Origin of the sequence: Microbacterium sp. OR21 (genome assembly GCF_047306785.1) — a bacterium.
GTDB classification, from domain to species: Bacteria; Actinomycetota; Actinomycetes; order Actinomycetales; family Microbacteriaceae; genus Microbacterium; species Microbacterium esteraromaticum_E.
On sequence record NZ_JAZEXJ010000001.1, the window covers coordinates 197,063 to 223,380 of the forward strand.

The 26,318-nt window shown below is 70.2% G+C and carries 28 protein-coding genes; 15 read left to right on the plus strand and 13 right to left on the minus strand.

The features are described from left to right. Nucleotides 1-58: 58 nt before the first annotated feature. Nucleotides 59-1,093, minus strand: a complete 1,035-nt coding sequence (locus V2S04_RS00905) for an NAD(P)-dependent alcohol dehydrogenase (protein ID WP_413636662.1) — start codon at nt 1,091-1,093, stop codon at nt 59-61. A 111-nt stretch (nt 1,094-1,204) separates the two neighbouring features. Beyond that, a complete protein-coding gene (locus tag V2S04_RS00910; RefSeq protein WP_413636663.1) occupies nt 1,205-2,389 on the minus strand; it encodes a hypothetical protein in 1,185 nt (394 codons plus the stop codon). 119 nt (nt 2,390-2,508) lie between these two features. Here V2S04_RS00910 and V2S04_RS00915 point away from each other — a divergent pair, with 119 nt between their 5' ends. The 9 genes from V2S04_RS00915 (at nt 2,509) to rplI (ending at nt 10,097) form a co-directional block, all read left to right on the plus strand. Further along, nucleotides 2,509-3,486 carry a glycosyltransferase family 2 protein gene (locus V2S04_RS00915; protein ID WP_413636664.1) on the plus strand — a complete coding sequence of 326 codons (978 nt, stop codon included), beginning with the start codon at nt 2,509-2,511 and terminating at the stop codon, nt 3,484-3,486. After that, nucleotides 3,483-4,841 carry a polysialyltransferase family glycosyltransferase gene (locus V2S04_RS00920; RefSeq protein ID WP_413636665.1) on the plus strand — a complete coding sequence of 453 codons (1,359 nt, stop codon included), beginning with the start codon at nt 3,483-3,485 and terminating at the stop codon, nt 4,839-4,841. The genes V2S04_RS00915 and V2S04_RS00920 overlap by 4 nt, the downstream gene beginning before the upstream one ends. Then, nucleotides 4,838-6,001, plus strand: a complete 1,164-nt coding sequence (locus V2S04_RS00925) for a cytidylyltransferase domain-containing protein (RefSeq protein ID WP_413636666.1) — start codon at nt 4,838-4,840, stop codon at nt 5,999-6,001. The genes V2S04_RS00920 and V2S04_RS00925 overlap by 4 nt, the downstream gene beginning before the upstream one ends. A 145-nt stretch (nt 6,002-6,146) precedes the next feature. Further along, nucleotides 6,147-7,019: an N-acetylneuraminate synthase family protein gene (locus V2S04_RS00930; protein ID WP_413636667.1), complete on the plus strand. Its 873-nt coding sequence runs from the start codon at nt 6,147-6,149 to the stop codon at nt 7,017-7,019. Beyond that, nucleotides 7,016-8,347, plus strand: coding sequence for a DUF6716 putative glycosyltransferase (locus V2S04_RS00935; RefSeq protein WP_413636668.1), 1,332 nt, complete (start codon nt 7,016-7,018; stop codon nt 8,345-8,347). The genes V2S04_RS00930 and V2S04_RS00935 overlap by 4 nt, the downstream gene beginning before the upstream one ends. Nucleotides 8,348-8,467: 120 nt before the next feature. Further along, the gene (gene rpsF, locus V2S04_RS00940) at nt 8,468-8,833 is read left to right on the plus strand and encodes a 30S ribosomal protein S6 (protein WP_340088088.1); all 366 of its coding nucleotides are present in this window, start codon (nt 8,468-8,470) and stop codon (nt 8,831-8,833) included. A 5-nt stretch (nt 8,834-8,838) separates the two neighbouring features. Next, complete coding sequence (locus tag V2S04_RS00945; RefSeq protein WP_099197097.1) at nt 8,839-9,333, plus strand: single-stranded DNA-binding protein; 495 nt, start codon at nt 8,839-8,841, stop codon at nt 9,331-9,333. Between the two features lie 45 nt (nt 9,334-9,378). Next, nucleotides 9,379-9,633 (plus strand): 30S ribosomal protein S18, encoded by a 255-nt coding sequence (gene rpsR, locus V2S04_RS00950; RefSeq protein ID WP_071641238.1) that lies wholly within the window; start codon nt 9,379-9,381, stop codon nt 9,631-9,633. 11 nt (nt 9,634-9,644) lie between these two features. Next, nucleotides 9,645-10,097, plus strand: coding sequence for a 50S ribosomal protein L9 (gene rplI / locus V2S04_RS00955; protein WP_099197096.1), 453 nt, complete (start codon nt 9,645-9,647; stop codon nt 10,095-10,097). A 153-nt stretch (nt 10,098-10,250) separates the two neighbouring features. On the opposite strand, the gene V2S04_RS00960 is transcribed toward rplI, so the two are convergent. Both V2S04_RS00960 and V2S04_RS00965 read right to left on the minus strand, forming a co-directional pair. After that, nucleotides 10,251-11,483: a chaplin family protein gene (locus V2S04_RS00960; RefSeq protein WP_413636669.1), complete on the minus strand. Its 1,233-nt coding sequence runs from the start codon at nt 11,481-11,483 to the stop codon at nt 10,251-10,253. An 83-nt stretch (nt 11,484-11,566) separates the two neighbouring features. Further along, complete coding sequence (locus tag V2S04_RS00965; RefSeq protein WP_413636670.1) at nt 11,567-12,631, minus strand: hypothetical protein; 1,065 nt, start codon at nt 12,629-12,631, stop codon at nt 11,567-11,569. 561 nt (nt 12,632-13,192) lie between these two features. Here V2S04_RS00965 and dnaB point away from each other — a divergent pair. Both dnaB and V2S04_RS00975 read left to right on the plus strand, forming a co-directional pair. Beyond that, a complete protein-coding gene (dnaB, locus tag V2S04_RS00970) occupies nt 13,193-14,584 on the plus strand; it encodes a replicative DNA helicase (protein ID WP_413636671.1) in 1,392 nt (463 codons plus the stop codon). A 39-nt stretch (nt 14,585-14,623) separates the two neighbouring features. After that, entirely contained in the window at nt 14,624-15,265 is a 642-nt protein-coding gene (locus tag V2S04_RS00975; RefSeq protein WP_413636672.1) for an LON peptidase substrate-binding domain-containing protein, read from the plus strand. A gap of 9 nt (nt 15,266-15,274) precedes the next feature. Here the strand turns inward: V2S04_RS00975 and V2S04_RS00980 are convergent, their stop codons facing one another. Beyond that, on the minus strand, nt 15,275-15,772 hold the full coding sequence (locus tag V2S04_RS00980; RefSeq protein ID WP_413636673.1) for a DUF427 domain-containing protein: 498 nt from the start codon (nt 15,770-15,772) through the stop codon (nt 15,275-15,277). Next, entirely contained in the window at nt 15,772-16,959 is a 1,188-nt protein-coding gene (locus tag V2S04_RS00985; protein ID WP_413636674.1) for an AI-2E family transporter, read from the minus strand. Before V2S04_RS00985 ends, V2S04_RS00980 begins: the two co-directional genes overlap by 1 nt. 94 nt (nt 16,960-17,053) lie before the next feature. Between V2S04_RS00985 and V2S04_RS00990 the strand changes: the two genes are divergently transcribed. The 3 genes from V2S04_RS00990 to V2S04_RS01000 all read left to right on the plus strand — a co-directional run bounded on the left by V2S04_RS00990 (nt 17,054) and on the right by V2S04_RS01000 (nt 20,227). Then, on the plus strand, nt 17,054-17,992 hold the full coding sequence (locus V2S04_RS00990) for a VOC family protein (RefSeq protein WP_413636675.1): 939 nt from the start codon (nt 17,054-17,056) through the stop codon (nt 17,990-17,992). Nucleotides 17,993-18,125: 133 nt separating this feature from the next. Continuing rightward, a complete protein-coding gene (locus tag V2S04_RS00995; protein WP_413636676.1) occupies nt 18,126-18,608 on the plus strand; it encodes a hypothetical protein in 483 nt (160 codons plus the stop codon). Continuing rightward, nucleotides 18,605-20,227 carry a DUF5671 domain-containing protein gene (locus tag V2S04_RS01000; RefSeq protein WP_413636677.1) on the plus strand — a complete coding sequence of 541 codons (1,623 nt, stop codon included), beginning with the start codon at nt 18,605-18,607 and terminating at the stop codon, nt 20,225-20,227. The genes V2S04_RS00995 and V2S04_RS01000 overlap by 4 nt, the downstream gene beginning before the upstream one ends. A gap of 8 nt (nt 20,228-20,235) precedes the next feature. Here the strand turns inward: V2S04_RS01000 and V2S04_RS01005 are convergent, their stop codons facing one another. From V2S04_RS01005 to V2S04_RS01020, 4 genes are read right to left on the minus strand one after another with little or no spacing between them, the layout of a single operon-like run. Beyond that, entirely contained in the window at nt 20,236-21,552 is a 1,317-nt protein-coding gene (locus tag V2S04_RS01005) for an FAD-dependent oxidoreductase (RefSeq protein ID WP_413636678.1), read from the minus strand. Between the two features lie 18 nt (nt 21,553-21,570). Beyond that, complete coding sequence (locus tag V2S04_RS01010) at nt 21,571-22,227, minus strand: histidine phosphatase family protein (protein WP_413636679.1); 657 nt, start codon at nt 22,225-22,227, stop codon at nt 21,571-21,573. A 25-nt stretch (nt 22,228-22,252) separates the two neighbouring features. Beyond that, nucleotides 22,253-23,026 (minus strand): alpha/beta fold hydrolase, encoded by a 774-nt coding sequence (locus tag V2S04_RS01015; protein WP_413636680.1) that lies wholly within the window; start codon nt 23,024-23,026, stop codon nt 22,253-22,255. 40 nt (nt 23,027-23,066) lie between these two features. Next, nucleotides 23,067-23,975, minus strand: a complete 909-nt coding sequence (locus V2S04_RS01020) for a J domain-containing protein (RefSeq protein ID WP_413636681.1) — start codon at nt 23,973-23,975, stop codon at nt 23,067-23,069. Between the two features lie 47 nt (nt 23,976-24,022). Here V2S04_RS01020 and V2S04_RS01025 point away from each other — a divergent pair, with 47 nt between their 5' ends. Continuing rightward, a complete protein-coding gene (locus V2S04_RS01025; protein ID WP_413636682.1) occupies nt 24,023-24,214 on the plus strand; it encodes a hypothetical protein in 192 nt (63 codons plus the stop codon). Between the two features lie 4 nt (nt 24,215-24,218). Here V2S04_RS01025 and V2S04_RS01030 read toward each other — a convergent pair whose 3' ends face one another. The 3 genes from V2S04_RS01030 to V2S04_RS01040 form a co-directional block, all read right to left on the minus strand. Further along, complete coding sequence (locus V2S04_RS01030) at nt 24,219-24,986, minus strand: alpha/beta fold hydrolase (protein WP_413637269.1); 768 nt, start codon at nt 24,984-24,986, stop codon at nt 24,219-24,221. Between the two features lie 54 nt (nt 24,987-25,040). Beyond that, nucleotides 25,041-25,256: a hypothetical protein gene (locus tag V2S04_RS01035; protein WP_413636683.1), complete on the minus strand. Its 216-nt coding sequence runs from the start codon at nt 25,254-25,256 to the stop codon at nt 25,041-25,043. A gap of 67 nt (nt 25,257-25,323) precedes the next feature. Beyond that, nucleotides 25,324-26,298, minus strand: a complete 975-nt coding sequence (locus V2S04_RS01040) for a DNA topoisomerase IB (RefSeq protein WP_413636684.1) — start codon at nt 26,296-26,298, stop codon at nt 25,324-25,326. Nucleotides 26,299-26,318 lie beyond the last annotated feature (20 nt).

The following is a 26,318-nucleotide window of genomic DNA, read 5'->3' on the forward strand; positions in this document are numbered from 1 at the left end:
TCCGGATCAGAGCATCCGACCATCTCGGCGTACCGCGTGCCGACGCGTCACACCGCCGTCAGGGCACGACGACCGCGCGTCCCTGCACCCTCCCGTCGTGCAGCCGCGTGTACGCCTCCACCGCCTGGTCCATCGAATAGCGCTCGACGTGCACACCCACCGATCCGCCGCGGGCCAGTGCCAGCACCTCCATGAGCTCGCTGCGGGTGCCCCAGTACGGGGCACGCACCGATGCGCCGAACGGGGTGGAGAAGAAGCCGGTCGGCAGCAGGCCGCCGCCGATCCCGACGATCTGGATGTCGCCGTCGACGGCGACGACCTGGCGCGCGATGTCGAGAGTCGGCTGCACGCCCGTGAAGTCGAACACGGCTTCGGCTCCGCGACCCTCGGTGAGACGGCGGATCTCATCGACGGCCGACTCGTCCGACATCAGCGCGTGATGGGCTCCGACATCCCGCGCCAGCGCGAGCTTCTCCTCGGCGATGTCGAGAGCGATGACGGTCGCGGATGAGACCGCGCGCAGCAGCTGGATGCCGACGTGGCCAAGTCCGCCGGTGCCGATGACGACGGCCGTCGACCCGGCGACGAGCTTGTCCCTCGACGACATGATCGCGTGGTACGGAGTCAGACCGGCGTCGGTCAGCGACACCGTCTCGACCGGGTCGAGGTCGCCGATGGGAACGAGATGGCGCGCGTCGTCGACGATCAGGTACTCCGCCATCGCACCCGGCGAGCCGAGGCCCGGAGGCTGGATGCCGAGTTCTGCGGCCCTCGTGCAGTAGTTCTCCGCACCCCGTGCGCAGGCGTGGCACTGCCCGCATCCCCATGGGCCGTAGACGGCGTACGAGGCCCCGAGCTCGATGCCCTCCACGCCGTCACCGAGCTTCTCGGCCACACCCACTCCTTCGTGCCCGAGCGTGAGGGGAAGGCCGTACACGTACTGCTCGGCCGGGAGGTTCATGACGAACCAGTCGGAGTGGCACAGGCCGGCGGCGGTGACCTTCAGACGGATCTGGCCCGGCCCGGGTTCCGGCGTCTCGATGTCGACGAGCTCCGGTCCTCTGCCGATCGTGCGGTACTGGATGGCCTTCATCGTGCAACCTCCTGATCGAGCTGCGGCGGCGGGCGCGGCCGCATGCTCGTCCAGCATCCTTCATCCGGGCATCGACCGAAAGCCCGTCGCCCCGGATATATTCCGGCCGCGTCAGCGGAAGAAGACGAACGACAGCAGGCCGAGGAAGTGCGGCAGCAGCGTCACACCGAATACGACGACGATGATCACGAGCGTCACCCACGAGAATCCCTTGCGCAGGCGGCGGCCCTGCGGCGCGACACCGGCCGGCGGTCGAAGCATCCCTGCGGGTGGGGCGAAGGGCAGAGCTGCGGGCGAGCCGGGGGACGGTGGCAGCCGGGTGACCGGATCCTGTGCCGCGGCCTGCTGCGCCGATCGCAGCCGGTCGTCGCGCCAGCGCGCCCACTGATCGAACTTGCCCAGCAGCGCGCCGACCGTCCCGAACAGCCACGCCCAAGTGTTGACGTCGGTGGTCGACGCGGGCCGGCGCATGTAGAGGAACAGCCAGTCGTCGACGATCTCGACGTCGAGCTGCGCCGCATGGTCGATGAAGCGGGCCATGATGTCGGGCGTGAACAGGTAGAGCGCGTCGGCCTCGTATCCGCTCGGGCAGTACAGCGTGAAGTGCTGGTCGAAGTCGCCCTCGAGCGAGAGCCGCTGATCCTTCGAGAAGGTCGAGGGCAGATTCGACCCGAGTCCGTTGTTGCCCAGGGCGTCGAGCACGATGTTGGGCAGCGGCACGTCGAGCTTCACGGCGACGTACCCCCAGTTGTGGGTCGTCCTGTTCTTGCCCGACCCGGTCGTGTACCGGTAGTTGCCGAACTCTACGAAGCGCGGCTCCTGCCCGCGCACCAGCTGCGATGCCACGCGTGAGCTGCCGAGGTGGAAGATCATGCCGGGCAGCGGCGGGTCGTTCACGACGGGGCGGAAGGTCATCCCATTGGCCTGCGCGAACCGGGCGATCCGGTAGGTGCTCTCGCGTGTGCGGCGGCGCGAGAGCACGAACAGCGGGATGCCGACGCCTGCGATCACCAGCGGGACCAGTGCCGGCAGCGAGAACAACGCTCCGAATCCGGCGTCCCCGGAGGCGATGCCTGCGATCAGCCCGAACAGCGTGAAGCCGATGGTCGGCAGGAACACCAGGCCGAACACGACCGCGACGATCACGCCGATGACGATCTGGGCGCCCGACGTCGGGTTCTGCGCCTTGACGGCTCGCCAGAACTCGTTCACCGCGCGTGGGTCGACCGGCTCTGTCAGCGGCCTGGTCTCGAACGGATGCTGCCGCGCAGCGTTCTGCGGCACCGGAGTCGTCATCGGCCACCCCCTCGCTCCGCGATCCACTCCATCTCTAAACGGTACCCGCCCGCCTCGGCGTCACCCGCCGTTCATCCGGCGGACGCGGGCGCGTAAGCATCGCCGGGCACGATGACCCGGTGCCCGCCCCTTCGATGACCGTGATCGTTCCCGCAAAGGACGCGGGCGAGTTCGTCGGCACGGCGCTCGAAACCCTCACACGGCAGTTCGACGACGACCACGCCCTCAAGCTCGTCGCGATCGACGACGGGTCGAGCGACGAGACCGGCGAGGTCATGCGCCGCTACGCCGAGCGCTTCGCGCACGCCGAGGTGATACGCAACGAGTCGCCGCTGGGGCTCGCGACCGCCCGCAACCAGGGGCTCGCGCACATCGAGGGCGACACGTTCTGCTTTCTCGACGGCGACGACTGGATGCAGCCGCGCCGGCTGCCCGTGCTGCACCGGACCCTGCACCAGCTCGGCTGCGACTTCGTGCGCACCGACCACGTCACCGTGAAGGCGGCCGAGCGCCGGCTCGTGCGGGCGCCGTACACGCATCGCGGGGTCGTGGCGGACACTCGCGCGGCGATCCTGCCGGCTGATGATCGCAGCATGGTCGACTATCCGTTCGCCTGGGCGGGGCTGCTGCACCGCCGGATGCTGGATCGCGGCCTCGCCGGTTTCAGCGACGGTCTCTTCACCGCCGAGGATCGCCCGTGGATCTGGCGCCTGCATCTGCACGCGGAGTCCTTCGCGGTCGTCGACGCTCCGCACCTGCTGTATCGGCGCGGCCTGTCGAACTCGCTGTCGAAGACGCTCGATCACCGCCAGCTGCATTTCAGCCGGGCGCTCGGCGAAGTCCTCGACCTCGTCGAGGCCGACCGCGAAGCCGACCGGATCATGCCCAAGGCCGTCTTCGGCGTGCTCGCCCTGAGTTCCCACCACCTCGTGCGCGCTCGCCGCATGCAGCCGGCCGTGCGCCGAGAGCTGCGCGCGGGCATCCGGGATCTGCTCGCCCGCCTGCCGCGCGACCAGACGCGAGCGGCGATGGACCGGATCGGCGGCCCGCGCCGACGGGTGCTCGCCCGCGTGCTGCGAGAGGCCGACCACGCATGACCCGCATGGTCCAGCTTTTCGCCCTGCACAGCGCCTACGGATTGATGACCGCGGCCGCGGCCATCGACGCCGGACTTCTGGGAGATGCGGACCAGCGAATCCTCGTGCCGATGAACACGGCGAAGGTGCCCGAGACCGCGCATGATCTCGAGTCGGTGCCCCGTCTGGCGTCGTTGCGGAAGCGGTTCGACCGCATCGAGCCGTTGAACGCGCTGCTCGACCCGCAGCACCCGACGACCTGGCAGCCGGACGAGCAGGACCTGCCGATCCTCGAGCGTCTGTTCCGTCGCGCCTGGGGCCTCGACGACGCACGGCTCGAGCTGTTCGTTCAGTCGCCGCAGGTCGCCCCGGCACGCACCCTGATGGCCCTGCTCTCGGAGGCGGAGCTGGGCGTGATCGGCGACGGGCTGATGACCTACTCGCCGATCCGCGATCGGCTGCCCCGACAGCTCACCGAGCGGGTCACGCGTGTCGTGCATCCCGACGTCGTTCCCGGTGTCGCCCCGCTCGTCTTCGCCGAGACAGGCGCCACACGTATGCCGGTGCCGACCGCCGAGTTCGGCCGCGTGCTGCGCGAGGTGGGGGAGGCTCAGCCGGACCCCCTGCTCGACGCCCTCGCCGATCCCGATACGCCGACAGCGCTGGTGCTCGGCCAGTACCTGGCCACGCTCGGTCTGGTCGCCGCCGACGAGGAGACCGCGCTGCAGGTGCTGATGATCGACAAGGCCGCGGATGCCGGAGCGCAGCGCGTCGTGTTCAAACCGCACCCGTCGGCACCGCCGGCGCTGTCGGATGCTCTGGCGCGCCGTGCGGCTGAGCGCGAGATCGGCTTCACCGTCTATGCGGGCGATCAGTCCGCCGAGTACACCGCGCACCACCTCGGCGCCATGGCGGTGATCGCCGGGTTCTCGACCGCCCTGCCGACCGTCAGAGCGGTGTTCGGGATCCCGATTCACGCCGTCGGAACCGACACCGTGCTCGCGCGCCTGGAGCCCTTTGAGAACAGCAACCGAGTGCCGGTGGTCATCGTCGACGCGCTCGAGCGCGGCCTCGAGCCCAGTGCGATGCAGCACCTGGTCGCGGCCGTCGGCTACGCGATGCAGCCCGAGATCGTCTCGCACCTTCGCGCCGACGCCGTGGCCGTGCTGAGTGCGCTTTCGGATGCCGATCGCGAGCGGTACCTGTCGCCCGCCCGCCTGCGCAGACTCGATCTGCCGGGTGCACCGGCGCCGACGCCGCTGCAGCGGGCGCGCGAATCAGCTGGGGGAGTGGGTCGGTGGGAGGAATTGCGGCTCACCGCAGCAGGCGCGAAGCGCCGTGCGCGCAGAGTCTGGAAGGCGGCGACCGGCCGATGACGGATGACGAGCTCACCATCGCGATCATCCCCGCGCGAGGCGGGTCGAAGGGTGTGCCGGGCAAGAACCTGCGCCGCGTCGGCGGTGTGCCGCTGATCGAACGGGCCGTGCGCGCGTCTGCCGCAGCCGACGGCGTGGACCTCGTCGTGGTCAGCACCGACGACTCCGAGATCACCCTCGTCGCCGAAGCGGCCGGAGCCCGAGTCGTCGCGCGCCCGGCGGATCTCTCCGGCGACACCGCGACGTCCGAGAGCGCGCTGCTGCACGCGCTCGATGAGCTCGAGGCGGGCGGCATCCGCGCCGGCACCGTGGTGTTCGTGCAGGCGACGTCGCCGTTCATCCCGAGCGAGGGCATCGCCGAGGCCGTCGCGCACATCGCCGCCGACCGGTTCGACAGCGTGTTCTCGGCTTTCGAGACTTTCGGCTTCCTCTGGCGGCGGGATGCCGATCGCCACGCCGCCACCATCAACCACGACTCCTCGCACCGACCGCGCCGCCAGGACCGCGAACCGCACTACCTCGAGACCGGCGCCTTCTACGCATTCACCGCCGACGGCTTCCGCGCCTCAGGTCACCGCTTCTTCGGACGCGTCGGCATCGTCGAGGTCCCCGAGGCGTCGGCCATCGAGATCGACGACGAGCAGCAGCTGGCCGTCGCGAACGCCCTCGCGGCGCTGGATACCGATCCGGATGCCCCGATCCCGGCGGCCGTGCTCGTCACCGACTTCGACGGGGTGCACACCGATGACACCGCGAGCGTCGACACCGACGGACGCGAGTCGGTGCGGGTGAGCAGGGAGGACGGCATGGGCGTCTCCCGGCTGCGCCGCACGGGCATCCCGATGCTCATCCTCTCCACCGAGATGAACGCCGTGGTCGCCCGACGCGCAGAGAAGCTGCAGGTGCCGGTGCTGCACGGCGTCGACGATAAGGCCACGGCGCTCGAGTCGTGGGCGGCCGAGAACGGCGTCGCACTGCGCGACGTCGCCTACGTCGGCAACGACGTGAACGACCTCGGCCCGCTCGGCATCGTCGGCTGGCCGATCGCGGTCGCGAACGCCCACCCCGCCGTGAAGGCCGCCGCACGCGTGGTGCTCACCCGCCGCGGGGGCGACGGCGCCGTGCGCGAGGTCATCGAGCGGATGCTCGCCGCGCGCTGACCCCCGGCCCTGGCATCCGCCGCCGGCGCTCGGCGTCCGGCCCGAGGTCCGACCCCGATGCTTCCAGCGACGGACACCGATCAGACCCCGCGGGTTCACTTCGCGCACGTAGACACAGAGGACACGACCGAAACGGAGGGTCCTCATGACCGTCAGCATCGCGGACCGCGTGATCGGCGGGGGCCGACCCACGTACGTCATCGCCGAGATCGGCCTGAACCACAACGGCGACGTCGAGATCGCGAAGCGGCTCATCGACGTGGCTCGCGCCGCGGGCGCCGACGCCGTGAAGTTCCAGAAGCGCACGCCCGAGATCGCCACCCCCGAGCACATGCGCGACGTGCCCCGCGAGACGCCCTGGGGCACGATGAGCTACCTCGACTACCGGCGCCGCGTCGAGTTCGATCGCGAGCAGTACATCGAGATCGGCGACTACGCGACAATGGCCGGCCTGCACTGGTTCGCCTCGCCGTGGGATGTGCCGAGCGTCGACTTCCTCGAGGACCTCAGCGTGGTCGCTCACAAGGTCGCATCCGCGAGCCTGACCGACACCGAGCTGCTCCAGGTCCTGCGCGCCACCGGCAAGCCGGTGATCCTCTCCACGGGCATGTCGACGATCGAGCAGATCGACCGGGCGCTCGAGACCCTCGGCACCGATCGCACGATCCTCATGCACGCCACCTCGACGTACCCGATGGAGCCGGGCGAGGCCAACCTCAAGATGATCGCCACGCTTCGCGACCGCTACGCGGGCGTGCCCGTCGGCTACTCCGGCCACGAGCGCGGCCTGCAGATCTCGCTCGCCGCGGTCGCCCTCGGCGCCGTCACCGTCGAACGCCACATCACCCTGGACCGGGCGATGTGGGGGTCAGACCACGCGGCATCGCTCGAGCCGGCGGGACTCGAGCGGCTGGTGCGCGACATCCGCGTCATCGAACAGGCGCTCGGCGACGGCGTGAAGCGGGTCTACCCCGGCGAGCTCGCCCCCATGGCGAAGCTGCGCCGCGTCGGCGCATGACCTTCCCTGGCAGCCGGGCGCCCCGGCTGAGGGTCGTCGCGATCGGCGACGCCGACTCGTTCGTCAAGTGGGCGGCGCACCTCGTCGATCAGGTCGACGGGATCAGCCGGCACCTGCTGCTGGTGCAGACGCCGCTGGTCGTGAGCGATGCGCAGCGGGATGCCGCGGTCGCCGGCACCCGATTCGCCGAGCACCCCGCATCGATCAGCCGCATCGCGTTCAACGACATCGTGGCCTGGCTGGCGAAGGACGCCCCCGACGTGGTCGTGCTCGCCGGCCGAGCGCCCTTCGTGCGACTGCTCGGCCGCGAGATCGATCGGCTCACCCGTCGACCGGTCGTGGTCAGCGGGGTGCCTGGCATGTCGATCCCGGCCCTGCGGGGCGCACTCGAGTACCGCCGGCACTGCGACCTGATGGTGGTCCACTCGCACCGCGAGGTCACCGCGTACTCGCGGCTCGGCCGAGCGCTGGGTGTGACCGTGCCGATCGCGCTCGCGACCCTGCCCTTCGCGACGCCGACGCGCACCACCGAATCCGGCACTGACCTCGTCTTCGCCGCCCAGGCTCTGGTACCGGCCGACCCCGCCGAGCGTCGGCGCATCGCCGAGATCCTTCGCCTCGCGGCGGTCGCCGACCCCTCGCGTCGGGTGGTCGTCAAGCTGCGCTCGCGGCCCGGCGAGGTCGAGGCGCATCAGGAGCGCGACGGCTACACCGAGCTCCTCGAGAGCGCCCCCGGCAACCTCGTCTTCTCGTACGCGCCGATGGCGGAGGCGCTGGCGAGTGCCGAGGGACTCGTCACGGTCAGCTCGACCGCGGCGGTCGAGGCCATGGCCGCAGGCGTCCCCGTCATCGCGCTCGACGAGTTCGGCATCCGTCCCGACCTGCTCAACCACGTGTTCGACCACAGCGGTCTGCTCGGATCGGCCGACGATGTCGTCTCGCGGCGATTCAGGCATCCGGATGCCCGGTGGGCGGCCGCCAACTACTTCCACGACTCGCGTGACTCGCGATGGTGGGACGAGGTGCGTCGGCTCGTCGCGCAGCGACGCCGCGGTGCTCTGCCGGCCCGGATCGTCACGGCGCCGCGGGGCGGTGCGCTGCACGCGGCCTGGCACCGCCGGATGGTTCTAGGAGAGGCCGACCGCACGCTGTCGGGCCGGGTCGCAGGGGTGCTGGTGACGCCGGTGATCACGGCCCTGACCGCTCTGCGTCGTCGTCGTCACGCGGTGAGCGTTCCGGATGCCATCGCCGCGGACTTCGCGCTCGCGCCGAGCCCGCTCGCAGAGCCAGTGCGGCGCCGGTCGGCGGCATCCGCTTCGATCCGGTAGACTGTTGTGGTTGTCTGCCCGCCGGCATCCATTCGGGAAGCCGCGACAGACGACGTGCTACACACCCTCCTGCTTCCGGGAAAGCCCCGGGAGCCGTTCTAGTCCGAAGGAGGTGGGTAAGTGACGCACCAGTACGAGCTCATGGTCATTCTGACCCCCGAGCTGGACGAGCGCCAGGTTGCCCCCAACCTCGACAAGTTCCTGAAGGTCATCACCAACGATGGTGGCTCGATTGACAAGGTCGACATCTGGGGCAAGCGTCGTTTCGCCTACGAGATCAACAAGAAGAACGAGGGCATCTACGCCGTCGTCAACTTCACCGCCACCAGCGCGGCCACGCAGGAGCTCGACCGTCAGCTCGGTCTGAGCGAGCTCGTGTTCCGCACCAAGGTCCTGCGTGCCGAAGAGGCACAGGCCATGGTCGCCGCCGAGGCTAAGCGCGCTGCCGACAAGGCTGCTCGCAAGCCCAAGGTCGCAAAGGCCTGAGGCTCATGGCCGGCGAAACCGTCATCACCGTGGTGGGCAACCTCACCGCAGACCCCGAGCTGCGTTACACGCAGAACGGCCTGCCGGTTGCCAACTTCACCATCGCCTCGACCCCGCGCACGTTCGACCGCCAGGCCAACGAGTGGAAGGACGGCGAAGCGCTGTTCCTCCGCGCGTCGGTGTGGCGCGAGTTCGCCGAGCACGTGGCAGGTTCGCTGACCAAGGGCATGCGCGTCATCGCGCAGGGTCGTCTGCGTCAGCGCTCCTACCAGGACCGCGAAGGCAATCAGCGCACCTCGATCGAGCTGGAGGTTGACGAGATCGGTCCGTCGCTGCGATACGCGACGGCACAGGTCACGCGGGCCGCATCCACTGGCGGTGGACAGTCGCGTCCGCAGCAGCAGCAGCAGGTCTCGGACGAGCCGTGGTCGACGCCCGGCTCCTCGAGCGCTGACGCCTGGAGCACTCCGGGCAGCTTCGGCGACGACACCCCGTTCTGAATTCCGGATGCCCAGGCATCCGATCTCATCTCTTAAGGAAGAAACATGGCTGGAAAGTCGAGCGGCGATCGCCGCAAGCCGCGGAAGGGTGGCAAGCCCACCGCTCCCGCGAAGTCCATCCGCGTTGGCGTCATCGACTACAAGGATGTCGCGACGCTTCGCAAGTTCATCTCGGAGCGCGGCAAGATCCGTGCCCGTCGTATCACCGGTGTCTCCGTGCAGGAGCAGCGTCTGATCGCCAAGGCGATCAAGAACGCTCGCGAGATGGCTCTCCTGCCCTACGCCGGCGCTGGCCGCTGAGGGGTACGGACATGGCAAAGCTGATTCTCACGAACGAGGTCGCCGGGCTGGGTAGCGCCGGTGACGTCATCGAGGTCAAGAACGGGTACGCCCGCAACTACCTCGTTCCCAAGGGCTACGCCGTGGCGTGGACCCGTGGCGGCCAGAAGCAGGTCGAGTCGATCCAGGCAGCCCGCAAGGCCCGCCAGATCCACGACCTCGACGAGGCCACCGCACTCAAGAACAAGCTCGAGGGCACCAAGGTCCGTCTGGCCGTCAAGGCCGGCGCCGAGGGTCGCCTCTTCGGCTCGGTGAAGACTGCCGACGTGGCCGACGCCGTCGCCGCCGAGGGCCTCGGCTCGATCGACAAGCGCAAGGTGCACTTCACCTCGCCGATCAAGACGACGGGCGAGCACGAGGCGACGGTTCGTCTGCACGACGACGTCACCGCCGTGATCACCCTTCAGGTCATCGCAGCGAAGTAATCCCGCTTCACCAGCAGGCCCCCGACATCTCCGGATGCCGGGGGCCTTCTGCATGCCCTGGTGGGGTCGGGTGCGGTGCTCTGCGGATGCCCGAGGCATGCCGATGCGGCGGATGCGACGTCATCGGCCGCATCCGCCGCAGCGGCGGATGCATCAGATCATGCGACCGCGGCGGAGCAGCGATCCGCCGATGAGCAGCATGGATGCCGCCAGCAGAGCCAGCGCCGGAGCCATGTTGCCGCCACCGGTCATCGCGAGCGCCGTCACCGGCTCAGCGCCGCTGGCCGAAGCCAGCGTGGTCGAGCCGCTGACCGAGGCCACGACCACGTCAGGTGCCGCCGTCATGCCATCGGTGCCCGGGTCGGTGCCGGGGTCAGTGCCCGGGTCGGTTCCCGGGCCGGTACCGGGATCCGTGCCGGGATCGGTGCCGGGATCCGTGCCGGGGTTGGTGCCCGGGTCGGTGCCGGGGTCAGTTCCGGGAGTGGTGCCAGGGACGTCGACCGTGCTCTCGCCGATCACTGCGACGGCGTTGCCGCCGATGGTGATCGGGGCCGTGATCGGCAGCAGGATCTGCGTGCCACCCAGCAGCGAGCCGATGCCATCGGTCGCAACCGGGGAGGACCCGGGCTGCGTCGACGAACCGCCGGTGGTGGTGCCGCCGGTGACGGCGGATTCTCCGAGGACGGAGATGGCGTTGCCGCCGACGTTCACCGGTGCGGTGACGGGTGCGAGCACCTGGGTGCCGCCCAGGATGCCGTCGGTGCCGCCGGTGGTGGCGTCAGCGCCTGATCCGTCCGCAGGTGCGGTCGGATTGGTCGTGCCGGTCGATCCTTCCGACGTGGCCGACTCGCCGAGCACCGAGATCGCGTTGTCAGTGACCGTGATGGGCACGTTCACCGACACCAGACCCTGGGTACCTGACAGCAGTCCGTCCGACCCCGAGGAGGTCGCAGTCGGAGCAGGCGCGGCTGCGAGCTCCGGCTCTGCTGCCGGTGCGGCCTCCGCCGACGATTCACCGAGCACGCTCACCGCGTTGCCCGACACCGTCACAGGGGCGTCGACCTGGACAACGGCCTGCGTGCCAGAGGCGACGCCGTCGTCACCGCTCGTCTCCGCGGCCGGAGCCGGAGCGGGAGCGGGAGCGGGTGCTGGCGCGGGGGCTGCGGGTGCGGCATCCGGAGCCGAGTCGACCTCGCTGGTGCCGAGCACCGACACGGCGTTGCCTACGGCGCTCACCGGCGCCGTGACCGGTGCGAGGATCTGGGTGCCCGAGAGGGGACCGCCGTCTCCGTCGGTCTCGGCCGCATTCGCGGCCGACGCGCCGAGCAGCGAGACGCCGCCGGCCAGCAGCACGCCCCACAGGGCGTACTTGACGTTCTTGTTCATGAGAGAACTCCTGATCTGTTCGAGTGTGAGACCGCACGGTCGTGCGGCCGGGCTTGCCGATGCGAGGATCGGCAGCCCTCTCGTCAGTCAGGAGAGACGTCGGTGCTGCCCGCCGGAGACGGCGGCAGTGCGGCATCCGCGGGGATGCCCGTACGCGAAGAGATCGAATCGCTGAGGCCCGGCGCGGCGGGGCTGTCGGAGTTCGCACCAGGTGAGTGTCCGCTGCTGCCCGCGGCCGAGGTCGGCGCCGCAGTGCCCAGTGCCGGTTCCGGAACACTCCCCGGCTGGTGTGGCGGCAGGGGGCTCAGCGCCGCGACCTCGTGCATGAGCGACGCGTCAGGCGCGAGCGCCATCGGCGCGCCGCCCAGCGTGAGCGCCGAGGGCGAGGGTGCTGCCGTCACAGACGCGTCGACGGCAGTCGCTTCAGTGGTTGACGGTGCTGGTGCCTCACTCAGCGGCCCGGAGTCGGTGGGCACATCGATCGGAGTGACGGGCGCCTCGACGCTTGGCCGCCCGGGCTCCTGGGCACTCGGAGAGTTCGGCTGCAGCCCGTCGACGACCGGGTGGATCGTGCTGCCGACCACCGGGGCGACCACATCGAGGACCTCGTCGACACCGCTCGCCGTCTCGTCGACGAGCCCGGGGACGCCGATGGCATCGACCACTGAGCCGACCACGGGAACGCTGCGGACGACATCCGTCACCGGCGTGACGACTGCGGTCACCGGGGCGGACGAGACCACCTTCTCGACGGTCTCGGTGACCTTGGCGACCGTCTCGCCGGTCTTGGTGACCGTCGCGGCGACCGGTTCGCCGATGACCGGAACGGAAGCCACGGCGGTGGTCGTCTTGGACACGGCCTTCTCGACCGTCTTGACGACGGGAGTGGCTGCTTTCTCGACCGTCTTCACGACAGGAGTGGCCGCCTTCTCGACGGTCGAGGTCGTCGTCTTCACGACCGGAGTGGCCACACCGCTCAAGGTGTCGCCGACCAGTGAGGTCAGTCCTGACGCGGGCGCAGGACGCTCGTCATCCGCACGAGCCTCACCGCCGGCGAAGAAGGCCACGACCACGGCCCACATGAGCACGAAGAGCGCGCCCCAGAGATGCACCGCAGAGATGCGGCGATCTCCGGTTCCCGCGTGCATGTCGGTCGCCCCCCGTTGCATCCGATATTCCGGCTACGTGGGCGAGACGATACCCCGCCGCACACGAGTCGTCCACCCCCGGTCGACTCGAGCGGCCTCAGTGCGCGCGACGAAGCGCTCCGGATGCCCGGCGAATTCGGTCGTCGGCACGCCGATTCGACCGGCCGATTCGAGCGCGCCGCGCCCGGCGGTACTCGCACTTGACTTTCCCCAGGTTGTACACACTGCGGCTGCGATCGCGCCAACCTTAAATATCACGTTGAAACGGAATCTCATCCACAGGCTGGGGGATGAAAGAAAACCAGATCAACGCGGGAAAAGTTTCCGCCGATCCGGACTGTCCACCGGGTTGTCCACAGCCCTTCTGCACAGACACTCCAGAGTTCTCCGCATCCTCTCCACAGAGTTATCCACAGGGCCAGTTGCATGGGGATAACCGCGCTTCTAGCTTGGGGGAGACCGGATGTCGGTGGCGGGTGTTCTGCTTGTGCCTGCGACCGACGAACCCAGCCGGTCGGAGCCGGAGACGGGCACCTCGTCGCGCCGGCCGGGAGGAGCACGGTGTCGATCGCAGATATCTCAGATGAGCGCCTGGGCGGTACGCGCGCCCCAGAGCGGACCCCGCCGCACGACCTGCTTGCAGAGCAGAGCGCGCTTGGCGGAATGCTGCTCTCGAAAGACGCCGTCGCCGATGTGATCGAGACGCTCAAGGGCGCCGACTTCTACGTGCCCAAGCACGAGCTGATCTTCGAGGCGATCCTCTCGCTGTACTCGCACGGCGAGCCCACCGACGTCGTCGCCGTCACCGACGAGCTGATCAAGACGGGTGAGCTGGGCCGAGCGGGTGGTGCGGACTACCTGCACACCCTGACCTCCATCGTCCCGACGGCGGCGAACGCCGGATACTACGCCGGGATCGTCTCCGAGCGCGCGATTCTGCGTCGCCTCGTCGACGCGGGCACGCGCATCGTCCAGCTGGGCTACGCCGGCGAGGGCGACGCCGCCGACATCGTCAACAACGCGCAGGCCGAGATCTACTCGGTGACCGGTTCGGAGACTGCCGAGGACTACGTGCCGCTCACGGTGGCCGTCGACGCGGCGGTCGAGGAGATCGAGGCCGCGAACGGCCGCGACGGCACCATGACGGGCATCCCGACCGGGTTCCGTGAGCTCGACGAGCTCACCAACGGTCTGCACGGCGGACAGATGATCGTCGTCGCAGCCCGACCCGCCATGGGCAAGTCGACGCTCGCTCTGGACTTCGCCCGTGCGGCATCCATCGGCCATAACGAGCCGTCGATCTTCTTCTCGCTCGAGATGGGCAAGAGCGAGATCGCGATGCGTCTGCTCAGCGCCGAGGGCGCGATCCCGCTGCAGAACATGCGCAAGGGAACGCTCGACCCCCGTGACTGGACCACCGTCGCCGCGACTCGCGGTCGCATCAACGACGCTCCGCTCTACATCGACGACAGCCCCAACATGACCCTGGTCGAGATCCGCGCGAAGTGCCGCCGACTCAAGCAGCGGGCGGGTCTGCGGCTGGTCGTGATCGACTACCTGCAGCTGATGACCAGCGGCAAGCGCGTCGAGTCGCGTCAGCAGGAGGTCTCGGAGTTCTCGCGCGCGCTGAAGCTGCTCGCCAAAGAGCTGCAGGTGCCGGTGATCGCGCTGTCGCAGCTGAACCGTGGCGCAGAGCAGCGCGCCGACAAGAAGCCCGCGATCAGCGACCTGCGTGAGTCCGGCTCGATCGAGCAGGACGCCGACATGGTGATCCTGCTGCATCGCGAGGCGGCGTACGACAAGGACATCCGGCCCGGCGAGGCCGACCTGATCGTCGCGAAGCACCGCAACGGCCCCACCGCGACGATCACCGTCGCCTTCCAGGGTCACTACTCGCGCTTCATGGACATGGCACCCGGCGACTTCGGCGGTGGCGGAGGCGACTTCAACTGACCGGGTGACGCGAGGGGTCCGGAGTGGTTGACTGGCGCGATGGCAGCCACTGCGATCTTCCCGCTCGAGACCGTGCTGTTCCCGCACACGCCCCTCGCGCTGCGCGTGTTCGAGGAGCGCTACCTCAAGATGCTCGGTGCCTGCCTCGAAGCCGAGTCCCCGTCGTTCGGTGTCGTGCTCATCGAGCGCGGGTCCGAGGTGGGGGGAGGGGACACCCGGTTCCGAACGGGCACGATGGCCCGCATCGTGGAGGTGGCCGCCAGGGAGAATGACAACGAGCTGCTCGTCGTCGGGCAGGAGCGCATCGAGATCGGCGCCTGGTGGGACGATGAGCCCTACCCGACCGCCGAGGTGCACCCCGTCGCCGATCTCACCTGGGACTCGGCGCTCGCTCCGCTGCGCGACGAGGCCGAGAAGCATGTGCGCCGCGTGCTCACCCGCGCCGCGGTGACGACGGGGAGCCGGTGGGATCCGGGCATCGAGATCTCGGACGACCCGTTGGAGTCGTCATGGCAGCTCGCTGCGATCGCACCGCTCGGCCCGATCGACCAGCTCGAGCTGCTGCGCGCCACCTCCCTCGCGGGCCTGCTCGCCCGTCTGATCGACCTCACGCTCGAGGCCGAGGAGATCCTCACGGCGACATCCGGCGGCGGCGACGACGAGCCGGGGCTCACCGCCTGAATCGAGCGCTCACCACCCCATCGAGCCCGGGGCGCCCTTGAACGGGCCGCGGATGCGCGAGGTGATCCAGCCGCCGTAGAACCGTCCCGGCTGCGGCGTGACCTGCTCGTCGCCGACGGTGCAGGCATCCATGTCGCCGGCGTAGACCGCAACGCGATTCGTGAGCTGCTCGTATCCCCGTTCGGGCCGCTGGTACGTCCACGCGGCTCTGCGCACCACCTGCGTGCCGCCGTGGACGTCGAAGTAGGTCGCCGCGCCCTTGAACTCGCAGAATGACGAGCCCTCCGTCGGGACGAGGGCGCCGTCGGCGAACGCGCCGATCGGCAGATAGTAGACCGGGGGATGACTGGTCTCGAGCACTCGGACGGCATCTGTGGTGTCGGCGATCAGCACGCCCCCGAGACGGATGGTGATGCGCTCGCGCACGGGTTCGACGCGCGGTGGCCGCGGGTAGTCCCAGACCGACTCCTCGCCGGGACGGACGCGGTCGGGCTCAGGCCGTCTCATCACGCGACCTCGACCGCCGTGCTCGTGGACGGCTGTGGCTCTCGGGTTCTGCGCCGCGCCCACCGCGCCGGCAGATGGGGGCCGTCCCACACCTGGACGATGCCCCACACGGCGGCGGTGACCGGCACCGCCAGCACCGCACCGATCAGGCCGCTGAGCGCCGTGCCGACAGCGAGAGCGACGAGGATGACGAATGCATGCAGCTTCATCGTGCGCCCCATCAGGAACGGCTGCAGCAGATTGCCCTCGAGCTGGTTGACGAGCACGACGACTCCGACGACGAGCAGAGCGTTCACCCACCCGTTCGCGACCAGGGCGACGAGAGCGGCCAGCACACCGGCCAGGGTGGCGCCGACGATCGGGATGAACGCCAGCAGGAACACCAGAACGGCGAGCGGAATGGCCAGCGGCACCTGCAGGAGCAGCAGTCCGATCAGGATGCCGACGGCGTCGACCAGAGCCACCGTCGCGGTGCCGCGGACGTACGACCCGAGCACGCCGACGGTCTTGTGTCCGATCCGCCGCGCGCGCTGCTCGCTCTCGCCGCGGAAGGGGCGCAGCAGGAACTCCCACATCTGCGGGCCGTCCTTGAGGAAGAAGAACAGGATCGTGACCAGCAGCACGAAGCCGGTCACGAAGCTGGCGACCGCTCCGACGCCGGCCAGCGCGCCCGAGCCGAACTGCGCGCTCGTCACGAAGTCGGTGAGCGTCGTGGTCCACTCCTCGAGCTGATCGGCGGTGAACAGCTGGAACGGCAGGGTGTTCACCCACTCGATGAGGTGATCGATCCCCTCCTGCGCCTGCGCGTACAGGTCGTCCCACTGATTGCGCACGGCCCATACGATCAGCCAGCTCAGTCCCGTCAGCACGGCGACGATGGCGAGCAGCGTGATCATGGTCGCCGGCAGGTCCGGCACACGGTGACGGCGCAGCCAGTTCATCGCGGGCGCGAAGGCGCACGCCAGGATCAGGGCGATCGCCAGCGGGATGGTCACGAGAGTGAGGTACTGGATGACGAACACGATTCCCGCCGCGACCGCCACCACGACCAGGATCTGGATCGAGCGGATGCCGAGCCGGCCGAAGCCATCGGCCCACAGGCTTGATGGTGCGCGCGTCGCGCGCGGTTCGATGATCGGCTGGTCCAGCTGGACGCGCGTCGGTCGATCTCTGCGGAACAGGGCCATGCCGTGAGCCTAGGCGGTGCGGACGGGCATGAGGCGGAATGAACCGTCGATCGCATTGGTTGTGCACTCAACTGACACTTCCCACGGAGGCAGCATGAGCAGCGGCGATTCCCGCACCGAGCACACGCCCGTCTCGGATCGCATCCTCGACCCCATGACGGAGATGGACGCCGTGTCGCTGCGCGTCGGGGATCTCGAGACGATGTCATCGTTTTACGCGAATGCCCTCGCCCTGGAGCCGATCGAGGAGCGCGCACGGGGCGCCGAGGTGCATCGCGTGCTCGGTCGTGGTCTCACGCCCATGGTGCGCTTGATCAGCACCCCGGGGCTGCCCCCCGTCGACCCCCGCCAGGCCGGGCTCTTTCACACTGCCTTCCTCTTCGACAACGCGCCCGACCTCGCCGCCGTCGTGCTGCGTGCCGCCCAGGACCATCGCGGCACGTTCACCGGTTCGAGCGACCACCTGGTAAGTGAGGCGTTCTACTTCACAGACCCCGAGGGCAACGGCCTCGAGCTCTACGTCGACCGCGATCGCTCCGAGTGGCGTTACGAGTACGGTGAACTGCAGATGAGCACTCTGTACCTCGACCCGAATGCGTACCTGCGTCAGCACCTCGACGAGAACAGGCTGGCGACGGCAGCCCAGGCCGCGGGCAGGGTCGGTCACGTGCATCTGCAGGTCGGCGACATCCCCACGGCACGCGCTTTCTACATCGATGCGCTCGGGTTCGAGACGACGGTCGGCAGCTACCCCGGCGCACTGTTCGCCTCGGCGGGTGGCTATCATCACCACATCGCGATGAACACCTGGAACAGCGGTGGCGCAGGCCCGCGAGCGGCCAGTCTGGGCCTCGGCGACGTGGCGGTCACCGTTCCGGGGCGGGAGGACCTCGATGCGCTCGTATCGCGGCTTCGACACCATCGGCTGCCCTTCTCCGACGACGGCCGTTCTGTCGTGGTCCTCGACCCGTGGGGAACCCAGGTCACGGTCGGGCTGCCCGGCGCAGACGTCGACGAGGTCCTTTCGCGATGACGCTGCGGTACCTTCGCTGAGCTGACTCGCACGGCGACGGGCCGCGGAACGATATGCGTCAGTCCCTCGTTGCGCACCAGCTGCGCATGCGAGGCGGCTAGGCAGCCCGCCTCGCATGCACCATCATGAGCGCATGAGTGAAATCGAGGATGTGAGTCCGCGTTCTCCGGGCCTCCGATTCAATCTGGTGATGATGGGGTTGATCGCGGTCGTCGTCATCGTGATCGTCATCGCTCTCATCGCCGTCTTCACCCGCGAAGGCGACAGGACGTACCCCGCCGACTCGCCCGAGGGCGTCGTGCAGCGGTACGCGCGGGCCGTCGTGGAGGGAGACACCGATGCCGCGCGCGGCTATCTGACGCCCGACTCGGCAGCGGAGTGCGAGCCATGGGAGGCGGGCACGGGCGACTACCGCATCACTCTGGTGGGTCGCACGGTGCGCGACACGACCGCGCGGGTGGAGGTGATCGTCTCGGAGGTCGTCGGCGGCGGACTGTTCGGCCCTGACGAGTACCAGAGCCAGGAGGTGTTCTCCCTGCAGCGTGTCGACGGTGGCTGGAAGGTCGAGAACATGCCCTGGCAGTTCCGGATCTGCGCCGAGGGGGCGCTGCAATGACCGTCGCCGTGGTGCGGCGCCTCATCGTCTTCGCGTTGCTGTTCGCGCTGGTCACGATCGCCGCTGTGGGGCTCGCAGGGCTGCTGGAGCGGGTGATCGGACTCGGCACGGTGCTCGTCGTCGACACCGCGGGGCTCGCCCGGGCGCTCGCCTTCGTGCTGGTCGGGGCGCCGCTCGCGCTGGTCGTGTGGCGGTGGCAGCGGCGTCGACTCGCTGAGCCGCTCGAACGGGCGTCTCTCGTGTGGTCGGTCTATCTGGCGGCGATGACGCTGACCTCGCTGACATCCACGGTCATCTTCGCGGCATCCGCCGTCACCTCGGCTGTCGAAGGCGAGTGGCGGCCCGACGAGGTCGCCGCGGCGCTCGTCTGGGCGGGCGTGTGGATGTGGCACCGACGGATGCGGCGCAGCCCCGACACGGTGCCGACGCGCCTGCCGGCGCTCGGCACCGAGCTGTCGGCGCTGTTCGGGCTCATCGTCGCAGCGTTCTGCGCCGGGTCTGCTCTCGCTGCGCTGATCTCGCGGGCGCTGGCCTCGGTTGCGCCGGTGCTCTTCGATTCCCGACCGTGGTATCTCGGTGTGCTGCAGCCGCTGGTCTGGGCGGCTATCGGGATGCTCGTGTGGTGGTGGCATTGGGCGCACGAACGCGCGAGCCGTGCGCGGGACGCCCTCGCGCTCGTGCTGCTGGTGACAGTGGTGTCGGGTTCGGCCTCGGCATCGCTCTTCGGGATCGGCACCGTGCTGCACACCGTGCTGCGTCTGCTGTTCGACGTCGACCCTGTCGCGGAGATCCTCTCGCCACTGGGCGCGGCCGTGGCAGCCGGCCTCGTCGGCGCGATCGTCTGTGTGGGACACCTGCGGATGCTGCCCGGACGGCCGCCGCGCGTGCGCGTCGCGACGCGCCTGGCCGTCTGCGGCGCGGCACTCATCGGAGCAGCCAGCGGATTCGGGGTGGTGGTCAACGCGCTGCTCGCCGGTCTGGACACCACCCTTGTCTCCGACGACCCGCGCACGCTGCTGCTGGGCGGTCTCAGCGCGCTGACCGTGGGCGTGGCGACGTGGTGGCCGACCTGGCGTCCGGCCCATGCGGTGACCGTGGCGGAGTCGGGGGACATCGGCCGCCGCGTCTACCTGGTGGTCGTGTTCGGTGTCAGCGCCGTCGTGGCGCTGGTGACCCTGCTGCTCATCGGGTTCCGCCTGTTCGAGACGCTGCTCGGCTCCGGCGGCGATCCCGGGGACGTGAGCATCGAGGGCGGACTCATCGAGCGCATCCGCGCGCCGCTCGGGCTGCTCAGCGCCATGGTGCTCGTCTTCGTCTACCACTTCGTCGTCTGGCGCCGCGATCGAGCCCTCGCGCCGCCGGTGAGCCGTGTGCCGCGCGTCGAGCGTGTCGTGCTCGTCGCCGGTCGCGGGTCCGACCCGCTCGCGCAGCACATCCGCGAGGCGACCGGAGCACGGGTGACGCTGTGGGAGGCGGCGGATGATCGCACCCCCGGCGGGGAGGCGGATGCCGACGCGATCGTTCGACAGCTGCAGTCGCTGACGGCACCGCGGGCCCTCGTGGTGGCGGGCGCCGGACTGGCACCCCGGGTGATCCCGCTGTCGGGCCCGGCGCGCTGAGGGACGGGTCAGCGACGCGTCGCTGACCGCAGCGCGCCGGCGGCGCGGTCGGCCAGCAGGATGCGCGCCGCGCGATCACCCGACACCAGAGCCCCGTCGATGGAGGCGCTCTGCCGGTGGTCGCCGGCCACGTACAGCCGATCGACCACGCGCGCCGGCTCGGGCCGCAGCGGCGGGCGCTGGGCCGGCAGCGCATCGCGGATGTCGTCCCGTCGCAGCAGCGGCCAGTGCCTGGCATCCGTTCCCCAGATCTCGCCGAGCTGGCGCCGCACCTCGCTCTCCGTCGGCACGACGTTCGGAGCGAGCAGGCAGGTGGTCTGCACCAGATGCCGGCCGACGGGGGCGTAGCTCGGGGCGGCGTGGGAGATCACCGCGGTGTTGACGATCGGACCGCGTCGGCGCCCGTCGACGGCGAGCATGCCCGACGCCGAGGGCACGGTGTCGGGCGTGAACCACCAGGTCTGCAGGCCCCGTGTGGCGGGCGCGGGAAGTCCGGTGAGCCCGGTCAGGCGCTCGGCGCCCACCGCGACGATGACGGCCGCCGCGTGCAGCGCATCGGCACCCGCCACGTCGACCTCCACCCCTGCCGCCCCCGGGCGCAGAGCGTCGACCCGCTGCTCGAGTCGGATCTCGGCACCCGCAGAGCGGGCCCGTGCCGCCAGCTGCGCCGGCAGAGCCTGGATGCCCTGGGTGGGCAGTCCGGGCGTGCCCAGCAGGAACATGCGCACCAGCCACCGCACGAAGGCGTCGGAGGTGTCGAAGTCGCCGTCGGCGAGCACGCCGCTGAGGAACGGCTCGACGACCTCGCCACGCAGCGGACCTTGCAGTCCTGCGCGATCCCATCCCTGCCTGACCGGCTGGTCGTGCCCGTCCGCAGCACGGCGCTGCAGTCGTGCCGGGGCGAGCAGAGCGGGCGCGGCCCAGCGGGCGAGCGCGACCACGTCCGACGGGGCGATCAGCCCGCTCCGCAGGGTCTCGGCGATCGACAGCGGATGCCGGCGCGGATCGGCGAGGCTCACCAGGCTCGAAGTGCTCGCTCCGGCCGGGTGTCGGCGGCGCACCTGCACGCCGGCGGGGAAGGACTGCAACCCGAGAGCGCCGGTGTCCGCCCAGCGACGCACCGAGGGGTAGGCGGGATTGAGCACATGGAATCCCCGATCCAGAAGGAAGCCGTCGACGCGGTCGGTGCGCTCCCTGCCGCCGACGCCGTCGGAGGCCTCGAGCACCAGCACATCGAGCCCTGCCGTGGCGAGCACCCCCGCCGCTCGCAACCCGGCGAGTCCCGCCCCGACGATGATGACATCGTGATGAAGTGCGCTCGTCATGCGGTCACCCGATCGCTCTCAGGACTCCGCGGGCTGCATGGGCAGGTGCGGCCCGTGGTTCCAGGCGAGGATCGCCGGTTGTTCGCGGGCGAAGCCGAGCACCGACACCGACCCGGCATCCAGCGAGATCGACGCCGCGAACCGCGGCGCCTGCCGCAGGAACACGGCGGTCAGGATGCGCAGGTAGTGGCCGTGCGCGACGAGGGCGACGTCTCCGGATGCCATCGCGGGCAGCACCCTCGTCAGCACGCGTGATGCCCGCGCCGCGACCTCCTCGACGGTCTCACCGGGGGTCTCTCCACGGATGACTCCGTGCGCGAACGTCGTCCAGTTGTAGCCGAGCTCAGCCCGGATCTCCTTCGTCGTGCGGCCCTCGTACCCGCCGTAGTCCCACTCCACGAGCAGCGGATCGATGTCGGCGTCCAGCCCCGCCAGCTCGGCTGTGCGACGCGCTCGCTGCAGGGGCGAGCTCAGCACGAGACGGAAGTCGTACCCCTGCACCAGCTCGCCCGCAGCACGAGCGAGCTCCTCGCCGTGCGGGGTGAGCGGGATGTCGGTCAGACCCGTGTGCCTGCCGGTGCGCGACCATTCGGTCTCGCCGTGTCGCAGCAGCACGAGCTTGCCCGACGGGGCGTCGGGCGCGGGGTGGTCGGGCAGCGGGTCGGTGGCATCCACGCTCTCACCGTAACCCCGCACGCCGTCACATCCGCTCGGCGACGACCCGGGCGGTCGCGACCGGATCGGGGCGGTGCATGACCGACTCCGGCACGATCACCAGCTCGGCGTCCGGGCTCTCGGATGCCAGCCGGTCGGACGATGCCATCAGGAACGGGAAGGTCTGCGCGCCGCGCAGCACCGTGACCGGCGGCGCCACCTCGAGCAGCTCGCGGCCAGGCCGCCGCAACCGCGACGTGAGACGCACGTCGTACACCGTCGACTGACCGAGCAGGGCGAGGGCGTCGAGCATCCCGCTCGTCCGTCCGGCGTCGACCATCTCGCGGGGCAGCCCCACCGCCTCGAGCTGGAACGCCGTCACCGCCTCAGCCGGCCGCCCGTCGTCGACGAGCGACTGCAGGCGCTCGGCGAGGTCGGGGCCGTATCCCGAGCCGTCGAAGTCGATCGGCGGCTCCGAGAGGAACAGCGCGCCCGTCGGCACGCCCTGTGCCCCGGCGTACAGCGCCAGCACTGCGCCGGAGGAGTGACCGAGAACGGCATCCGACCCGCCGGCGGCCGCGATCACCGCCGCCAGGTCGGCGACCTCGTCATCCGGCATCGAACCCGCACGATCGCCGCTGCCGCCGCGCGACCGGCGGTCCCAGGTGACCGCCCGGAAGCCGGCGTCGACCAGCGCGTCGGCCAAGGGGCCGGCATCGGCGGCGGTCGAGAGGGCGCCGTTCACGATCACGACGGTGCGCCCATCGCCTCGAGAAGAGAACGCGATGGAGGTCCCGTCTGCGGAGGTCGCGATCGTCATGCGGTCATCAAAGCACGAGCATCCGACCGCCGCCAGACCGTCAGGGCACCAGCACCCGCGCCGCCTGGGGCAGGCGGGTGCGCACATCGAAGGCCTCGACCGCGCCGAGCGGCCTGGCCCCCGGGATGCCGCCGCGCAGCACCGTGCGCAGCGCGCTGCGCCGCACGACCGCCACGAGCACGCCGCGCACCGAGCCGAGCACCGTGACCGCCTCGTCGAGCTGCTCGTCGGGCAGGATCAGGATCGCGCCGGCGAACCGCACGCGAGCCGCTCGGGAGATCGCGCGCACCCGCACCAGCAGATCCGCGACGGGAGTCTCGCCCCCGACGGCGGCCCCGATCACCTCACCCTGACGGAAGCGCACGGCATCGCCGAAGTCCTCCGAGGTGAGCCCGTACAGCCCGGCAGGTCCCAGCACGGCGTGCGACAGCTTCTGCGCGGCATCCGCCCCCGCGACCAGATCGTGCCAGGCGGTGAAGCCGATGCCGAGGTCGTCGATCGTCGAGGCCGTGGCCTCCTCGGAGAGGGCCTCGGCGAGCATCCGCCTCGCCTGCCAGGGCGCAGAGCGCACGACGGCGGGGTCGACGGCCTCACGCGCCGTGACGCCACGGCCGACGTGCTCGGTGAGCAGCTCGAGGTAGCGCAGCCGATGCCACGCGCCTGCGGTGCCGTACGAGCGGGTGCCCGGCCGGGTGCCGGAACGCCGACCCGACGTCGCCGGCGCCGCCCACGACCCGCTGCTGCGGTCGTAGCGGGCCCGCGCCTCGGGTGTGCCGATCAGCTCCCACGCCCGCTGCACGCGCACGAACAGCGCGGCATCCCCGCCCGTGTCGGGATGCGTCTGCCGCAGCCGCGTCCGGTAGGCGCGGCGCAGCTCGGAGTCGTCGGCGCTCGCCGCGACGCCGAGCAGCTCGTACGCGGATGCCGACAGCGGGCCGTCGAAGGTCACCTTCCCACGTTAGACGGCTGCACGCGCATGTCTTCTAGGCTGGAGGCATGACAAAGAGCACGATCTGGACCATCGTCGCCGTGGCCGCCGCGGTCATCATCGCCTTCTGGATCGTCAACACGCTCTTCTCGCTGCTTTGGTTCATCGTCAAGCTCGTGGTCGTGGCGATCGTCGCCGTGATCGTGTACGGCGTCATCCGGGCCTTCATCGCGAAGTCGCGCAACGACGCGGGGCGCTGAGAAGTCAGCCCTTCAGGAACTCCAGCGCAGCCGTTCGGAACGTCTTCGCGCCCGGCGCGTTGAAGTGGTGCCGGCCCGGGATCTCGAAGAACGTCGCCTGCGGCACCGCCTCCGCGAGTCGGCGTGAGCCGTCGAGCACCGCGTCCAGCGCACCGGTCGCGAACAGCACCGGCTGCTGGGGAGCGTGCGCGGGGTCGGGATCGATCGACCGCGAGTCGCGCATCCCCTCCGCCAGAGCGAGCAGCGCGTACAGGTCGTTGCCCGGCACCCGTTCGGCCAGCGCGATGTAGTTCTGGGTCACCGGATCGGTGACCGGGGTCCCGTCGTCTGCATACCGGCGCACCTGATCGATGTCCAGGCGGTCGAGTGGGATGCCATCCGGCACCCCGCCGAGAACGGCCCGCGGCACGCGGTCGGCGAGGTCGAGCGCCACCTGCCAGCCGACGCGAGCCCCCAGCGAATAGCCGACGTAGAGGGCCTCGTCGACGAGGAACGTGTCGAGCACCGCCTCGACGTCGCGCGCCAGGTTTCGAACCGTGTAGCCGGCGGCGTCGTGCGGCTTCTGGCTGATCCCATGGCCGCGCTGATCGATGCCCAGGATGCGGAAGCCCTCGCGTTCGAGCATCCGCACCCACCCGGTGTGCACCCAGGTGTCGGCCGTGCTCGAGGCGAAGCCGTGCACGAGCACGACAGGCGGCCCATCGGGGTCGCCCCACGAGTACGTCGCGAGACCGACGCCGTCGCCGACCTCGACATACTGAGGCTCGGGCATCTTGGTGAGTGCGGAGAGGATGTCGACCACACCACCATCATGCTCCTCAACCGGCTATTGCGCGGCGGTGCCGGACTCCTCGCCCTCCGCCTGCGACGGGTGTCCGTCCGTGTCGGGGTCGGGCCGCACCGACGGGTCGTCAGGATCCTCGCCCTCTGCCTGGCTGGGGTGGTCGCCTCCGCCCGAGCGGCCGCTCGTGGCAGTCTCCTGCAGACCCTCGTCGTGGCTGTCCTCGCTGCCGGTCTCCTCGGCGGAAGTCTCGTCGCTCATGTCTCCTCCTTCGTCGTCTCCCCGACGCTAGGCGCGGGCATCCGCGGCCGACACAGGGTTGACAGCCTCAGCCGAGCAGTTCGATCAGCTGCCCCTCGACCCGCCGGGACGCGTCGACCACCACTCCCTGGTCGTAGAGATCGAACACGCGTGGGTCGATGTAGCTCGCGCGAGCGACAGCGGGAGTGTTCCCCAGAGCGGATGCCGCGACACGCACCGCCTGGGCTGCGGCGCGGGAGCGCGCGGTGGCAGAGGGCTTCGTGCCGATCTCGGCCAGCGCGACAGCGGCCGAGATGGTGCCGTGCAGCGTGCGGAAGTCCTTGGCGGTGAAGTCGCCGCCGGTGCGCAGTCGCACGTCGTCGTTGATGTCGGCCGCGCGCAGCGGATGCCAGGCAGCGGCGCTCAGCGTCGAGTCCTGCCAGCTCAGCAGCAGCGAGCGTGCGCCGCGGCGCTTCAGTCCCGCGATGAGGCCGGCGAGGTCCGCGTCGTCGACCTCCGACTCCCACGGCTGCCCGCTCTTGCCGGGAAAGCGCAGCTCGACGACCCGACCGCCGCGCACCCGGGCGTGCGAACCGCGCAGGGTGACCAGCCCGATGCTGCCGTGCGTCTTCGCGTACTGCTCCGAGCCCACTCGCAGCAGCGCCGAATCGAGCATCCGGAATGCCCCCGCGAGGAGTCGTGGCCGGCCGAAACCGTCGGTGCGCAGGTCTCTCGTCACGCCGCCGCGGGCGGCGGGCAGCACCTCGGCGAGCTGCAGCATGCGGTCGAACTTCTCGCGGGCCATCCGCTCGTGCCACGAGGGGTGGTAGATGTACTGGCGCCGGCCGGCGGCGTCCATCCCCGTCGCGAGGATGTGGCCGTTCGCGTAGGGGCACATCCACACGTCGGTCCAGGCCGGCGGCACGACGAGTGCGCGCAGCCGTTCGAGCATCTCGGGGTCGTCGATCGCAGCGCCGTCGGCGCCGAGGAAGCGGTATCCGCGCCCGTGGCGCACACGCCGTATCCCGGGGGAGTGCGGATCGCTTCGACGCAGGCGTGTCATGCATCCGGAGTATCCGACGA